At 53.6% G+C, this 13,732-nt stretch carries 12 protein-coding genes and 1 riboswitch; of the genes, 5 read left to right on the plus strand and 7 right to left on the minus strand.

The features are described 5' to 3' along the window. Positions 1-27: 27 nt before the first annotated feature. The 4 genes from PW844_RS00730 to PW844_RS00745 all read right to left on the minus strand — a co-directional run bounded on the left by PW844_RS00730 (position 28) and on the right by PW844_RS00745 (position 5,719). Positions 28-981 (minus strand): AEC family transporter, encoded by a 954-nt coding sequence (locus tag PW844_RS00730; protein WP_299445526.1) that lies wholly within the window; start codon positions 979-981, stop codon positions 28-30. Positions 982-1,067: 86 nt separating this feature from the next. Beyond that, entirely contained in the window at positions 1,068-1,271 is a 204-nt protein-coding gene (locus tag PW844_RS00735; RefSeq protein WP_299445528.1) for a hypothetical protein, read from the minus strand. A 338-nt stretch (positions 1,272-1,609) separates the two neighbouring features. Further along, positions 1,610-4,273 (minus strand): beta-N-acetylhexosaminidase, encoded by a 2,664-nt coding sequence (locus PW844_RS00740; RefSeq protein WP_299445530.1) that lies wholly within the window; start codon positions 4,271-4,273, stop codon positions 1,610-1,612. A 48-nt stretch (positions 4,274-4,321) separates the two neighbouring features. Further along, positions 4,322-5,719, minus strand: coding sequence for an OprD family outer membrane porin (locus PW844_RS00745; RefSeq protein ID WP_299445533.1), 1,398 nt, complete (start codon positions 5,717-5,719; stop codon positions 4,322-4,324). Between the two features lie 526 nt (positions 5,720-6,245). Here PW844_RS00745 and PW844_RS00750 point away from each other — a divergent pair. From PW844_RS00750 to fbaB, 5 genes are all read left to right on the plus strand, one after another. Further along, a complete protein-coding gene (locus PW844_RS00750) occupies positions 6,246-6,422 on the plus strand; it encodes a DUF3606 domain-containing protein (protein ID WP_299445535.1) in 177 nt (58 codons plus the stop codon). A 242-nt stretch (positions 6,423-6,664) separates the two neighbouring features. Continuing rightward, positions 6,665-7,057, plus strand: coding sequence for a putative T6SS immunity periplasmic lipoprotein (locus tag PW844_RS00755; protein ID WP_299445536.1), 393 nt, complete (start codon positions 6,665-6,667; stop codon positions 7,055-7,057). Positions 7,058-7,166: 109 nt separating this feature from the next. Then, positions 7,167-7,261: riboswitch (TPP riboswitch) on the plus strand. Between the two features lie 33 nt (positions 7,262-7,294). Next, on the plus strand, positions 7,295-8,080 hold the full coding sequence (gene thiM / locus PW844_RS00760) for a hydroxyethylthiazole kinase (RefSeq protein ID WP_299445538.1): 786 nt from the start codon (positions 7,295-7,297) through the stop codon (positions 8,078-8,080). Beyond that, positions 8,077-8,877, plus strand: coding sequence for a bifunctional hydroxymethylpyrimidine kinase/phosphomethylpyrimidine kinase (thiD, locus tag PW844_RS00765; protein ID WP_299445540.1), 801 nt, complete (start codon positions 8,077-8,079; stop codon positions 8,875-8,877). The genes thiM and thiD overlap by 4 nt, the downstream gene beginning before the upstream one ends. Positions 8,878-9,025: 148 nt before the next feature. Further along, complete coding sequence (gene fbaB, locus PW844_RS00770; RefSeq protein WP_299445542.1) at positions 9,026-10,078, plus strand: class I fructose-bisphosphate aldolase; 1,053 nt, start codon at positions 9,026-9,028, stop codon at positions 10,076-10,078. A gap of 41 nt (positions 10,079-10,119) precedes the next feature. On the opposite strand, the gene PW844_RS00775 is transcribed toward fbaB, so the two are convergent. The 3 genes from PW844_RS00775 to PW844_RS00785 form a co-directional block, all read right to left on the minus strand. Beyond that, on the minus strand, positions 10,120-10,806 hold the full coding sequence (locus tag PW844_RS00775; protein ID WP_299445544.1) for a GntR family transcriptional regulator: 687 nt from the start codon (positions 10,804-10,806) through the stop codon (positions 10,120-10,122). A gap of 67 nt (positions 10,807-10,873) precedes the next feature. Next, a complete protein-coding gene (locus tag PW844_RS00780) occupies positions 10,874-12,343 on the minus strand; it encodes a mannitol dehydrogenase family protein (RefSeq protein ID WP_299445546.1) in 1,470 nt (489 codons plus the stop codon). Between the two features lie 53 nt (positions 12,344-12,396). Then, on the minus strand, positions 12,397-13,680 hold the full coding sequence (locus tag PW844_RS00785) for an MFS transporter (protein WP_299445548.1): 1,284 nt from the start codon (positions 13,678-13,680) through the stop codon (positions 12,397-12,399). Positions 13,681-13,732 lie beyond the last annotated feature (52 nt).

Here is a 13,732-nt window from a genome sequence, read left to right on the forward strand (position 1 = left end):
CCCGTGTTGCAGGGCTTTTTTTGCACGTCAGTACCCGGCCAGTGTCATCAGCATCATCCATACCGGTGTGGTCACGGCCGCGAACAGCGTGGAAAACAACATACTGGCCGCAGCCGGCCCGGTCAGCACCTGAAATTTTTGCGACATCAGGTAGACATTGACGCCTACCGCCATCGATCCCAGCAGCACCACCACTTTACTCTCCAGCGCCGGTAAATCGGTTAGCCAGGCGATCGCCCAGATGCACATCGGCTGCAAAATCAGCTTTAGCAGGCAGATGCTGTAACTCTCCTTCAGACCATCACGCACCCGATAGTGCGCCAGGCTCATGCCAAGCGTCACCAGCGACAGCGGTGCGGCAATGGAGCCGAGCAGATCAATGGGTTGTGCCGCAATCAGCGGTAGCGGTCGTTGCAGGAAACTCCAGGCCGTACCACTCAGGATGCCGATAATTAGCGGGTTTTTCAGTACGCTAATCAGCGTGCGGCCAAGCCCCTGTACCGAGAAGCTGCCATGCTTTGACCACTCCACTGATACTGTCAGCAGGGTCCAGAGGATCAGGCTATTAAACACCAGCACCACCGATGGCAATGCCTGTTCGCCCAGCAACACCGTGGCGATGGGAATGCCCAGCATCACGTTGTTGGAAAAAATACCACCCAGCGCAAACACCGACCCGGCAATGCTTTCCAGCCGGAACACTTTTGCTGCGATCACGCGCCCGGCAATAAACACCAACAGACAGCTGCCAAAAAATGCCAGCAGCAGACGAAAATCCACCGGTGGGCTTTTGTAGAAATCACTCATTACATCAAACAGCATGCAGGGCAGGGCCACATTGAACACAAAACAGTTCATCCCTTCACTGATACTGGCGGGCCATTTGCCAAAACGCGTCAGGCAATAACCGAGAAAAATAAGAATAAATAATGGGGCCGAGAGGTAAATCTGGTGACTCAATGTGGTTAATAGATCAGGCATAGCGGTGATATTGTCAAGAGGTTAATATGGGCAGATTACCACGCTATAACATCTCTGCAACATACAATCCGCTGATATCTGCCTGATTATCCTAACCAGCGGCGTGCTTCCGCATCACTGATATCACGGTAATAAATCCGATGAATACGCTCGCCGCATCCTTTGCAATGTGCCTGGACATGCGTGGAATGATAGTGACGACCAGAGGGTGAAACTGCGCCTTTACGTGAGATCTGAATATTGCGCCATTTATGCGCGTGCGGAATAAAACTGAGTAATTTTAATTTCATGGTGTCTGCCGGATTTAATTATATTCTTCAGGTCCGGAATGAAATTAGGCCGTTTTTTACCCGCTCATAGTTTGATGTTAATCAAGCAACAGTGATGTTGCTCTCATTTTGAAATTATTTATTAATTTCAAATAAAAAAGCGCGCAGGGGACTCAGCCTGCGCGCAATATAATTTGATTTACCCGGTCTTATTTTATTAACGCCAATAACTATTTTGAGTTATTTGTTGTGCCACCTCCTTTTTTTGCCATTCAACATCCGGGATGTTATTTGCGCTGAATCAGTTATGACGATTTGGTACGTCAATGATGAGAAATGATCCAGCGCAATTTATTCGATTACAGGCTTTCGCTGCGGCTCGCCCTTTTTCCATCCAGACTCAGGCTACGCACCATCACCTTATCGCCTGCGGCAATGGTCGGTTGTGCCTGCGGATGATAGTCAATCCAGCTGTTGCCATTATCCAGGCTGTATTGCAGCGGCAGACCGGGCAGTGCAATGTTCATTTCCAGCCTGCCTGCATTGATGCGCGCGCCAGGGACTGGGAGACGGTAATGAACACCGGCTTTATCCAGTTTGCCCAGTTCGCGCTGGCCCAGCAGATTGGCAAAACGCTGCCAGTCGCCAGTGAGCTGTGCCTGGTTGACATGGTGGGTTTCGCCGCCTTTATAGCTGCGGCCCTGCTGATAATCCAGCTCCCAACTGGCGCGATGCCAGCCACGTTCCGCAACCGCTAACAGACGCGGGAAAATCATATATTCCATCTGCTGATCGGTACGCACGGTTTCGCTCCATAGCTGGGCAGAGAGGCCATATGCACCACCCCACGGCTTGTCTGACGTCGTGGCGAAAGGATTGCCATCACGATCAACTGAGGTCTCAGCATTTTGCGGCAGGTTATCCGGTGCGAAGCTGAACATTTTGCGCTCATCACTAAAACGTGTCCCCCAGTAATAGCCGCGTTCCAGCGGATTAACCTCATAGGGGAAGTCCATGTAGACGTAATCCGGATTGGAGATCACCACATCGTAATCTTTTTGTGTCCAGTCATTGGCGCTGTCGAAGCCGCCCCAGTACAAGGTGTCCCAGAAGTTAACGCGCGTGCGTGAGGTGGCGAAAGCATGAGCGTTGGTGGCATCTTTCAGGCCATCCTGCCATGCCTGCATCACCGGTATGCCGTGCGCTTTGACCAACTGGCTGACTTCCAGCGCAAAGTGGCTTGGCAAATGTTCCAGGTCCTGCACTTTGCCGGATTTCACCAATGCCTGGCAGACCTGTGATTTAGCCCAGGGCTTGTCTTGCTGACTCTGATCGAGAATGCCTTTACCTGCCTCAGGATTTTTTATATCGGTGTAGCCTGCGCCAAGACGAATGTTTTTCGCTTCGTCACCACCAAAGTGCCAGGTCGTCAGCGGCTGACCTGCTTCGCGGTGCATGCGTTGAATTTCACCTATCACCTTGTCAACAAAACGTTGCGAGGAGTCGAGGCAGGGGTTGAGGTAGCTGGTACGATCGTACAGTTGTACCGAGGTGGTAGTGGAAGTGTCGGTGGGATCAACCAGGCGGAATTCGCTGGCCGCGTGCGTTTTGCCTGCTGCCATCAGCCGGTTATAGCGTGCTTCCATCGAGATGACGGCGGCACGGGCGTGGGCAGGCATATCGATTTCCGGAATCACTTCAATATTGCGTGCCTGAGCATATTTCAGGATCTCAATATAATCGGTGCGGCTGAAATACCCACTACCATGATTATCGCTGAACGGACCGGAACCGAGCTGCGGCACCAGGCATTGTTGTTCGCTCAGGTCGTGACAGCGTTTGCTCCCGACATTGGTCAGTTCCGGCAGACCGGGGATTTCGATGCGCCAGCCTTCATCGTCGCTAAGATGGAAGTGGAATTTGTTCATCTTCCATGCGGCCATCTGGTCCAGCATCCGCAACACCGCCTGTTTGCTGTGGAAGTTACGTGCCACATCCAGGAAAGCCCCGCGATAGGCAAAACGCGGTGCATCCTGCGCTTCCAGCGTGGCGATAATGGGTTTGCCCTCGGCCGGGACCAGCGAGAGCAACGACATCAGGCCGTAGTATGCGCCAGCCGCATCATAGCCAACGATATCGGTACCACGGGGGGTAATGCGTAGCTGGTAAGCACCCGATACCGCCTCTTCGCCGTGGAACTTGCTTGAGTCAATACGGGTTTTGATGCCGTAGCCCTTCAGATTCGGTTGAATACCCAGCATGGCGAAACGTTGCTGTACTGCCTGAGCCTGGTTGGCTGACAAAGCATCGAGATGCAACACCACACCCTTGCTCAGATCGACATCAGCTGCATGGATGTTGACCGAACGTGGAGTGGGGGTAATTTGTCCACGCAACGTAGTTACCGGCAGCAATTTGATATCAGCATTTTTGGCGAAACGGCTGCCGGGTTGCATCAGCACGTTTTTATCGTCAGCCACACGCTTCCATTGATCGCCAAACGGCTGGACGAAGTCAGTTAAATTTTCCGTGTCGGTGCTGCTGATAATTTTTGGCGATGCCCCTTCTGCGGTGACGTACCAGCGCGGCATCACATCGGTGATAAACAGCTGCCAGTATTCATTAACGATGGGGATCTCTACAGTGGCTCCCGCAGCAAAGCCGGTGAATTTATCTGTCGGTTCCAGGCGGGTTAAATCGCCGACGACATGTGTCATCTTAAACTGGTCGTTATCGACGCGCAGGGTCTCATGCACGTTGCTCATGTAAATCGCCCAGTTGTTGCTGGTGATGGCCGGGCCATGGTTGGTTAGCCTGATGGTGGCCCGATTGCAGGAAGCCCAGTCAGCGCCAAGTTGGGCGCAATCTACGCCATGGCTGGCGGCCTGATTGTCGGTTACCTGGTACTGCACACCAAACTGACTGATTTGATCCACGATCGCTTGCTGGTTTTGTGGTACCGATTTACAGGCACCGAGCGCGATGACGCTCAATGCCAGAAGGCTTAATTTCAATTTTTTCATGCTGTTATCCTTATGCGCGGATGAATTCTGGCTCCAGCCAGCTCAGGGTCAAAAAAGGGTAAAGGGCGCGATGACCATAAATTTGATGTCTTTCTCGTCCTGGAAAATATTGCCGTAGCCACCGCTGTAGCTGGGCAGGTTGCTGTGGTTGTCATACTGGGTGTAATGCAGTTTGAACTGAGTACCTTTGGCGCGCGTTTCCTGCAGGGTATAAACCAGGTCGAGACTCCACGCAGATTCCGTCAGGCGTTGTTGCTGGTTGTAGATGGGATTTGTTGAGGGTTTTGCATCCCAACCATAGGCATAAGATCCACCCGCCTGCCAGCCCGGCAATTGCCAGTGGCCAAGATCGACCATGACTCCGGCAAACAATGCTTTCTCGCCATTGGCGTTCAAGTCTGAACGCGAATCCCACCACACATCCATGCGGCCATTGGAACTGGCATAGGAAGGCGTCATGCGTTGCAGGAAAAAGCCCTGATTGCCTTCGGCTTTGACCCAGGTCCCTTCGAGACGGAAATCAAAAGCACCCAGTGTGTAGCCCAGCGTCATGGCCTGCAGCCAGGCTAAACCGTCATAGACATGGTTGATATTGCTGGTGCCGCCGCTTTCGCGATCTTTGGCCCCGTAAAATTGATAGCTGGTGCGTAGCGGTGACCCGGCCAGCGGCAGCTGATATGAGGCTTTGGCAAAATACTGATCCATGTAATCTGCCGCCTGACCATATGCGCCTTCCAGGATGAAATCGTTTTTAAAGTCATACTTCGCGCCGAAGGATTGCAGCCACGGAATACCCGTTTTGCCGTCCGCTTTGCGGAAGTTGTACATGTGCTGATACCACGGAGCTTTGTACTGATCTGTCCACATCCAGGAGAAGGAAAGCGCGCCGGTATCTGCAAAGTCGAAGGTGGTTCCCGCTTCGACGCCGCGATAGGTGCCTGGCAGGAAGCTCCAGTGCGGTGCCAGCAGCGTCTGGCCGGTTGGTTGCAAATAACCAGCACGCAGCCAGTTATCCTGCCATTTGGTTTTCAGTGCAGCCTTGTACAGGCTGGCACCACTCTTATCACCGGTCCATTTTTCATCCCAGCGTGTGCGGGCATCGCTGAAGCCGATTTCATTGGGGGCGGCGGGGCCACCATTGGTTAATTCCAGCGCACCGAAAGCGGCGAGATCGAGACCAATAAAATTCTCCAGATAGCCGGAAGAGAAGTCCAGGCTGGCATTGGCAGAAGCATGGTGCAGGTTGGCATCATACTGACCGTACTTGCCATGCTGCGGATCCATCTCTTTACGATCGCGCTGGCGTTGCCAGTAGAAGAGCGAACCGCTAAGAGAGGAGTCATCAACAAAGCCTGCCGCCAGTGCGGGTGTGCAGGGAATCAATGCCGTAATAGCCAGGATGGAAGCAATAGCAGCAGCCAGTGGCGTGCGAAGAGTCCGGTTCATGGTAAATCCTCCGTGATAATTCCTTTAGTGATGATGTTTGGTGAAACTGTTACCTCATGTAACAAGTGGTGTGATGTTATTTTTCGCGACGCGAATTATCAATAGCATTTTTTGCAAATTATGACGCGGCACGCAAAACACAGGATCTCAGGTTTAGACAGGATGGTTCGTCTTATCTGTATGATATTTAATTAAATAAAGAGGTTTCAGGTCAGGGGGAGGATGTTCTTATCGTGATGAATCCCTTCATGAGACCAGCAGGCGGACGAGGGTAATGACATTGCGAAACAGGACAGGCTAAAAGGTGGGAGGCGAAGTGTATTCTTTACAAAGCAGGGAGTTCATGAATCCAAAGATAAAAATTTTCTTATCGATGATAATTACGACTTGTTGTGCTTTGGTGTAGTTTCTATACCTTGATCTCGATGAGGATTTTGCCTAGGATTTTCGCCGATAGCCAGCACACTTCTGGCTGCTGATCTGAAGGGGGCGTTATGCCACTTAATTTAACCTCAGGAGCTGTAAAATGACTGATGCTTTGAAGAAAAGACAACCTGAAGACAAACGCGTTATTCGTCTCAGTGAAACCTGGGAAGTCGAATATTGGACTAAAACCCTGGATGTTTCTGTCGCACAATTACGAACCGCAGTCGCAAACGTGGGTAAGGATACGCAGAAAGTTAAGCAATATCTCGGTAAGTAGGTGTCCATTCTGCCTGGAAACCCCGCTCTGCGGGGTTTACTACATCAAATAATGGATTAAAAGATTATTCGCTTGAGCAGCAGGTATCAATTATTGCTGATTATTGGCAATTGTTGGTTTACGGAATCGAACAGTGGCCTTTCTACCAAAGGGCTTCGCGTTTCGGAAAATACCGGGGCAAACACCCCTTAAAAGATGTTCCAGTACTTTATAAAAAGATTGTGACAGGCAGGGGAACGTAAGTGTATAAAAATTATTTAATAATAGTGGCAGCCGCTCTGCTTTCCGGTTGTCCCGGGCCGGGCGATAGAATTCCACCTAAAGAGCCAGCTAATGTCGCGATAAGAGATAACCGGGTTTGTATTACCGCACCAATACGAACGGGTGAATATGTTTCTGCGGTACAGATATCAGATGGAGAAGATAATCATCTTCTCAGGACATTAGCCAAAAAACCTGTGTATGTAACCAATGGACAATGTTTGCCAACGTTTGGTTATGATTTCAAACGGGACCATACATATACTGCCTATTACACGATTGAAAAAAACGATATTGATAGTGGGCGTTACCTTTCCGTTGTGTTTTCAACATTGAATGGTCTGCAGCAGATTAGCCCACCAGTTGGACGCTAACGTTAATCATCATCGGATTTACGTAGATTTTATCGCTTGTTTGTCGGGCTTTCTGCTGGCATTATCCTGTTCATGAGTTAATGAAGAACATTGACGCAACCTTTTGATTTTAAATGACTCGGGGTGCCCTCTTAAACGGGGCTGAGATACACCCGCTGACCTGATCTGGATAATGCCAGCGTAGGGAAGTCAGATGCCTGACCGCATTCGCCTTCTTGATCGCCGGTTGGGAGCCTTATGAAACAGCCTGACCTTCTCTCCACAGCGCAACTCGCGCAATCTCTTCAGTTACTTCGTCAGCATATGCCGCTGGTGCATTGCATGACCAATGACGTCGTACAAACCTTTACCGCGAATGTCCTGCTGGCGCTGCGCGCTTCACCTGCCATGGTGATCGATGCTGATGAAGCCGCACAGTTCAGTGGTTTCGCCGATGCGTTGCTGATCAATGTTGGTACCCTGACACGCGATCGTCGTGATGCGATGCAGGCAGCCGTCTCCGCAGCCAACCGGGCGGGGACGCCCTGGACGCTCGATCCGGTAGCGGTCGGCGCGTTAACGTTTCGCACCGAATTTTGTCAGCAGCTGCTGAGCCAGCAACCCGCGGCTATTCGTGGCAATGCCTCAGAAATCCTGGCGCTGGCGAATCAGGCGGCAGGCGGGCGTGGTGTGGATAGCCTGCATCAGGCCGACGCGGCAATCAGTGCTGCACAGCAACTGGCGCGTGATTATCACAGCATCGTCGCGGTCACTGGCGAAGTGGATTATGTTACTGACGGCCACAACATCCTGGCAATTCCCGGCGGCAGCCCATTAATGACGCGGGTGGTGGGCACCGGTTGCGCACTATCGGCAGTGGTGGCGGGCTTTGCCAGCCTGCCGGGTGAGCGCCTGCAACATGTGGCTGCCGCCTGTCGCGTGATGTCGCTGGCGGGGGAAAGGGCTGCGCGTCAGGTGCAGGGACCAGGGAGCTTTGTGGCCGCCTTCCTCGATGAGCTGTGGACGCTGGAGGTGACGCCATGAATCGCATCAATGCATTAACCATTGCGGGCACCGATCCGAGCGGTGGCGCGGGAATTCAGGCCGATCTTAAAGCCTTTTCGGCACTCGGCGCTTACGGCACCAGCGTGATCACCGCTCTGGTGGCGCAGAATACCTGTGGCGTGCAATCGGTGTATCGCATCGATCCGGAATTTGTCGGTGCACAACTGGATTCGGTACTTGATGATGTGCGTATCGATAGCGCTAAAATCGGCATGCTGGCGGAAACAGCGATAGTGGAAATTGTCGCTGCGAAGCTGAAGCGTGCCAGCCTGCCGTTTGTGGTGCTGGATACGGTGATGATTGCCAAAAGCGGCGACGCGTTGTTGTCACCGGATGCCATCGACAGTATCCGTGAACTGCTACTACCGCAGGTTTCCCTGATTACGCCAAATTTACCGGAAGCGGCGGCGTTGCTTGGACGGAGCATGGCGCAGGATGAAGCCACCATGCTCCAGCAGGGCGATGCGTTGCTTGATCTCGGGTGTGAAGCGGTACTGATGAAGGGAGGACATCTGAGTGATGCGGAAAGCCCGGACTGGCTGATCACTCGCAGCGGACGCCAGCGCTTTACCGCACCTCGTGTCAAGACCCGCAACACGCATGGCACCGGCTGTTCGTTGTCAGCGGCGCTGGCGGCACTGCGCCCACGGCATGACAGTTGGTCAGCCACGGTGGCAGAAGCCAAAGCGTGGCTGCAACAGGCGTTGTTGCAGGCGGATTCGCTAGAGGTCGGCAAAGGTATTGGGCCGGTGCACCATTTCCATCGCTGGTGGTAGGGCGTAACGCCGGATTGCCGTTTTTTGCCTGCGCATCTGTCTGAAAAATGGAGTCAGCAATTTGCCAGCCTGGCGGATTTGGGTCCAGGCTGTTGGGGGCGAATCGGCAGGTGTCGGTTCCAATCCAGCCATTTATTCAGGAGTCAGCATGACGGACATCGTTCAGTTATTGGGCAAAGAAGCGGACAGTCTTCTTCAACATCGCTGCATGACCATTCCAGCGGAAAGCCTTTATTTACCGGGCGCGGATTATGTTGATCGCGTAATGACGGACAACAATCGTTCTCCAGTCGTGTTACGTAATATGCAAACCTTGTACAACACTGGCCGACTGGCGGGCACGGGCTATCTGTCGATTCTGCCGGTTGATCAGGGCGTTGAGCACTCGGCGGGTGCTTCGTTTGCTGCCAACCCGCACTACTTCGATCCGAAAAATATCGTGGAGCTGGCGATTGAAGCGGGCTGCAACTGTGTCGCTTCTACGTATGGCGTGCTGGCTTCGGTTGCGCGCCGTTACGCACACAAGATTCCCTTTATGGTGAAACTGAACCATAACGAGACGCTGAGCTATCCAACCCAGTACGACCAGACCCTGTACGCCAGCGTGGAGCAGGCGTTCAATATGGGGGCCATTGCGGTCGGTGCAACTATCTATTTCGGCTCTGAGCAGTCTCGTCGACAGATTGAAGAGATTTCCGTTGCGTTTGAACGCGCCCATGAGCTGGGCATGGTGACGGTGCTGTGGGCCTATCTGCGCAATAATGGCTTTAAGAAAGATGGTGTGGATTATCATGCCAGCGCCGATTTAACCGGCCAGGCCAACCATCTTGCGGCGACCATTGGTGCGGATATTGTGAAGCAGAAAATGGCGGAAAATAACGGGGGTTACACCGCCGTCAACTTCGGTCACACCGATGAGCGTGTCTACAGCAAGCTGACCACGGAAAACCCGATTGACCTGGTGCGTTATCAACTGGCGAACTGCTATATGGGGCGCGCCGGGTTGATTAACTCTGGCGGAGCAGCCGCCGGGGCGACCGATGTGGCCGAGTCAGTGCGTACGGCGGTGATTAACAAACGTGCGGGCGGTATGGGGCTGATCCTGGGACGCAAAGCGTTTAAGAAATCGCTAAAAGAGGGCGTGGAACTGATTAACGCGGTGCAGGATGTGTATTTATCCAAAGATGTAACGATTGCATAGTGTGCAGTAGTGCCCCTCCCGTAAACGGGAGGGGCACTGATTCAAGGCGCTTCAAACCACTCGCTATTCCGTTCCGCAATCGGCGTAATGGTCAGAATCATTTCCTGCAAATGACGACGCATCGCAGACTCGGCAGCCTCAACATCATGCGCTTTCAGAGCGGCATAAATCTCTTCATGCTGCTGAATCAGGCTTTCCGGCGGGGAAACTTCGCTCAGTGTCAGAAAACGGACCCGGTCCATGGTGGCTTTAATGTTCTCCACCGTTTCCCATGCCAGCAGGCAGTTGATGCCTTCAGCAATCAGGCGGTGAAATTCATCATCGAGCGAGAGGAATGACTGGCTGTCATGGCGTTCGGCCGCTAAACGCTGCAACTGAAGATTATGTTCCAGCGCCATCAGCGCCTCTGGCGTGATTTCCTGCGCCGCACGGCGCACCACGGCGATTTCCACTGCTTCACGGATGAACCGGCCATCGGCGACGCGCTGGGCGGAAATCTTGCGTACAAAAGTGCCGCGTTGCGGTAATACCTGTACCAGTCCAGCCTCAGCCAGTTTGATAAAGGCTTCACGCACTGGCTGGCGTGAGACATTAAAGCGCGCTGAAACCTCTTTTTCCGACAGCAGTGAGCCGGGATGGATGGCGCAGGTAACGATATCCCGACGCAGATAGCGGTAAATCTGCTGATTTACGGGTTCGCTGGTGGTTATGGTATAGGCAATCGACATGCAGCAATATCCGTATCGAATTATGGAGGTTATAAGGGAGCAGTCTAATCAGCACGCTGCCTCTGCGCTACAAGTTTGTTGCAGCCCGGGTGAGGGCATGCACTGTGGCGCGAGCACCTGCGGCACACAATTGCTGATAGAGTTCGGTGACGCGTGCCACGAAGCCAGCATGATGCAGTAAGTCCTCACCGAATACCGCTTTCAATCCCAGTAAGGCGCGAACACGAGGTGCACCTTCTTCGCTCGACGCCACAATGCGCGCCAGCTCATCTTTCAATGGGTCGCGAATCTCAATCGGCTGGCTGTGTTCATCCACACCGCTGACATAACGCATCCAGCCCGCCACCCCCAGCAACAGAAAATCGCAGCCTGAACCATTTTGCAAATGCCAGCGCACACTATCCAGCATGCGCTGCGGCAGCTTTTGCGTGCCATCGGTGGCGATCTGATAGGTGCGATGTTTGATCGCGCGGTTTTCGTAGCGAGCAATCAGCGAATCGGCATAGGCCGCCAGATCCACTCCCTGGGTACGCAAGGTGGGAGCCTGATCCTGCATCATCAACGCGCGGGCGGCGCTGCGATAATGGGGATCGGCCATACAGTCGCTGATATGTTCGTAACCCGCCAGGTAGCCAAGATATGCGAGGAAGGAGTGGCTGCCGTTCAGCATACGCAGCTTCATCTCTTCGAACGGCAGCACATCGCTCACCAGCTCAGCCCCGGCATTCTCCCAGGCGGGACGGCCACTGACAAAATTGTCTTCGATCACCCACTGGAAGAAGGGTTCCGCTTCCACGGCAACCGGATCGCTGCTGCCGAGTCGTGCCGCCAGGGTGGCGAATGCGGCATCAGTCATGGCCGGAACGATGCGATCGACCATGGTCGAGGGGAAGGAGAGGTGGGCTTTAATATAATCGACCAGATCGCTGCTGTGACGTTCCGCCAGCTGGACGATCACGTTGCGCGTCACGTGACCGTTCTCCGGCATGTTGTCGCAGGACATCACGCTAAACGGCGCTAAACCCCGTTCGCGGCGACGGATGATCGCAGCCAGAATCAGCCCCGGTAAAGAGCGTGGTGCCTGCGGCTGGGCCAGGTCGTGAACGATATCAGGATGATCCGGGTTGAGGTTGCCGCTGGCAGGCAGGTGGCAGTAGCCTTTTTCGGTGACCGTCATCGACACAATCGCCACATCCGGCTGGCTCATGGCCTCAATCACCGCCTCGATGCCATCCCCCTTGCCATGCAGGGCGGCGGTGATCACCCCAATCACCCGGGTATGCAGACTGTCATCGGCCATTTCGGTCAGGGTGTAGAGTAAGTCCTGCTGGCGCAGCGCCTCGATTAATACGCCGCTGTTGAGGTTGACTTCACAGTAACCCCAGTCACTGCCCTGAGCGGCCAGTTTGTCGCTCGCCAGTGCCTGATGGGCGCGGTGAAAGGCACCAAACCCGATGTGGACCATGCGGGTTTTCAGTTTGTTGCGGTCATAGCTCGGACGTTGTACGTCGGCGGGAAGGCGTTCAATCTCTAACATCATCATTCCTTTTAGCAAACGGGGCGCGGAACCGCCCCGTCATGATCAATCTGTTAAGCGGAAACCGGTTTGTTGCTGGTTTTCGGGCTGCGAATGACAAACAGCACCAGCAGCGCACCCAGGCCAGCGACCACTCCGGCCAGCACAAAGGCGCTGTCAAATTTACCGGTGTGCTGGACGATAAAGCCGGTGACGATAGGACCAATGATGCCCGACAGGCTACCCACCAGATGGATAAAGCCACTGATGCTGCCGACACGGCTTTTGTGCACCACGTCCTGAATAATCGCCCAATAGATCGCGCCAGTGATGTAGAGGAAGAAGATGGAGATCGACATCATGATCACCGCCGAATTGACCTCTTTTATCGTACCCGCCAGTGCGACACAAATTGCGGCGGCCAGCAGTGAGACCACCAGCACAATTTTACGCGACAACAGTAACTTACCGGTGATGTTGAAAATTTTGTCGGAAATCCAGCCACCCAGCGCCAGACCGACGAAACCGACAATCCACGGGATCATGGTGGTGATACTCATGGCTTTGATATCCAGACCATGCGCTTGCACCAGATACGCCGGGAACCAGCTCAGGAAGAAGAACAGAATGTAGTTGTAGCAAAAGAAGGCGAATGCCGTGACCAGGATGATTGGCTGGCGCAGATAGTAACCCATACCGTGCGCGGCCCCGGCCAGGTCCTCTTCTTCATTCGACTGTTCAGCTTTCAGTTTTTCCACCAGCGCACGCTCTGCCGGTGAGACACGTTTGCTTTTCGTCGGGTTATCCGCCGCGATAAAGAACCAGATTGCCATCCACACCAGACCAATCACGCAGATGGCAACGAAGGCCGGACGCCAGCCGAATGACAGCGCCAGATAGCCGATAATTGGACCAGCGACTGCGCCACCGAGCGGGGAACCGGCACTTAATAAGCCCATGGCAGTGGCTGCCTGTTTTTTCGGGAACCAGCCATTGATGGCTTTGTTGGCCGAGGCGCAGATTGGCCCTTCTGCCATGCCGAACAGCACGCGTAGGATCATCATCGACCAGAAGCCGGTAGCAAGCGCGGTCATACCGCAAAACAGCGACCACATGCCCACCGCAGTGCCGAGCACAATGGTCGGACCGAATTTATCGGTGGCGAGGCCGCCGATAAAGTTGAACAAGGCATAGCCGAAGAAGAAACTGCCGAAAATCATGCCGAACTGCTCGGCATTGATCATCAAATCTTTTTCCACCAGCGGAACGGTCAGGGACAAGGCAATACGATCGAGGTAGTTGATCATATAAACCAGGAACAACAGCAGTACGAGGGTCCAGCGCAGATTCTTCAACATAGAAACTCCGACATCATCATCTTTATAGTAGTACTGCCGGTGGGTACGTACC

The organism is Pantoea sp. (assembly GCF_028283705.1).
Lineage (GTDB): Bacteria > Pseudomonadota > Gammaproteobacteria > Enterobacterales > Enterobacteriaceae > Pantoea.

Coding starts and splice junctions, on each gene's coding strand:
- thiM (WP_299445538.1), top strand. CDS start 7,295: ATGAAACAGCCTGACCTTCTCTCCACAGCGCAACTCGCGCAATCTCTT.
- thiD (WP_299445540.1), top strand. CDS start 8,077: ATGAATCGCATCAATGCATTAACCATTGCGGGCACCGATCCGAGCGGT.
- PW844_RS00745 (WP_299445533.1), bottom strand. CDS start 5,719: ATGAACCGGACTCTTCGCACGCCACTGGCTGCTGCTATTGCTTCCATC.
- PW844_RS00775 (WP_299445544.1), bottom strand. CDS start 10,806: ATGTCGATTGCCTATACCATAACCACCAGCGAACCCGTAAATCAGCAG.
- PW844_RS00785 (WP_299445548.1), bottom strand. CDS start 13,680: ATGTTGAAGAATCTGCGCTGGACCCTCGTACTGCTGTTGTTCCTGGTT.
- PW844_RS00735 (WP_299445528.1), bottom strand. CDS start 1,271: ATGAAATTAAAATTACTCAGTTTTATTCCGCACGCGCATAAATGGCGC.
- PW844_RS00730 (WP_299445526.1), bottom strand. CDS start 981: ATGCCTGATCTATTAACCACATTGAGTCACCAGATTTACCTCTCGGCC.
- fbaB (WP_299445542.1), top strand. CDS start 9,026: ATGACGGACATCGTTCAGTTATTGGGCAAAGAAGCGGACAGTCTTCTT.
- PW844_RS00740 (WP_299445530.1), bottom strand. CDS start 4,273: ATGAAAAAATTGAAATTAAGCCTTCTGGCATTGAGCGTCATCGCGCTC.
- PW844_RS00750 (WP_299445535.1), top strand. CDS start 6,246: ATGACTGATGCTTTGAAGAAAAGACAACCTGAAGACAAACGCGTTATT.
- PW844_RS00780 (WP_299445546.1), bottom strand. CDS start 12,343: ATGTTAGAGATTGAACGCCTTCCCGCCGACGTACAACGTCCGAGCTAT.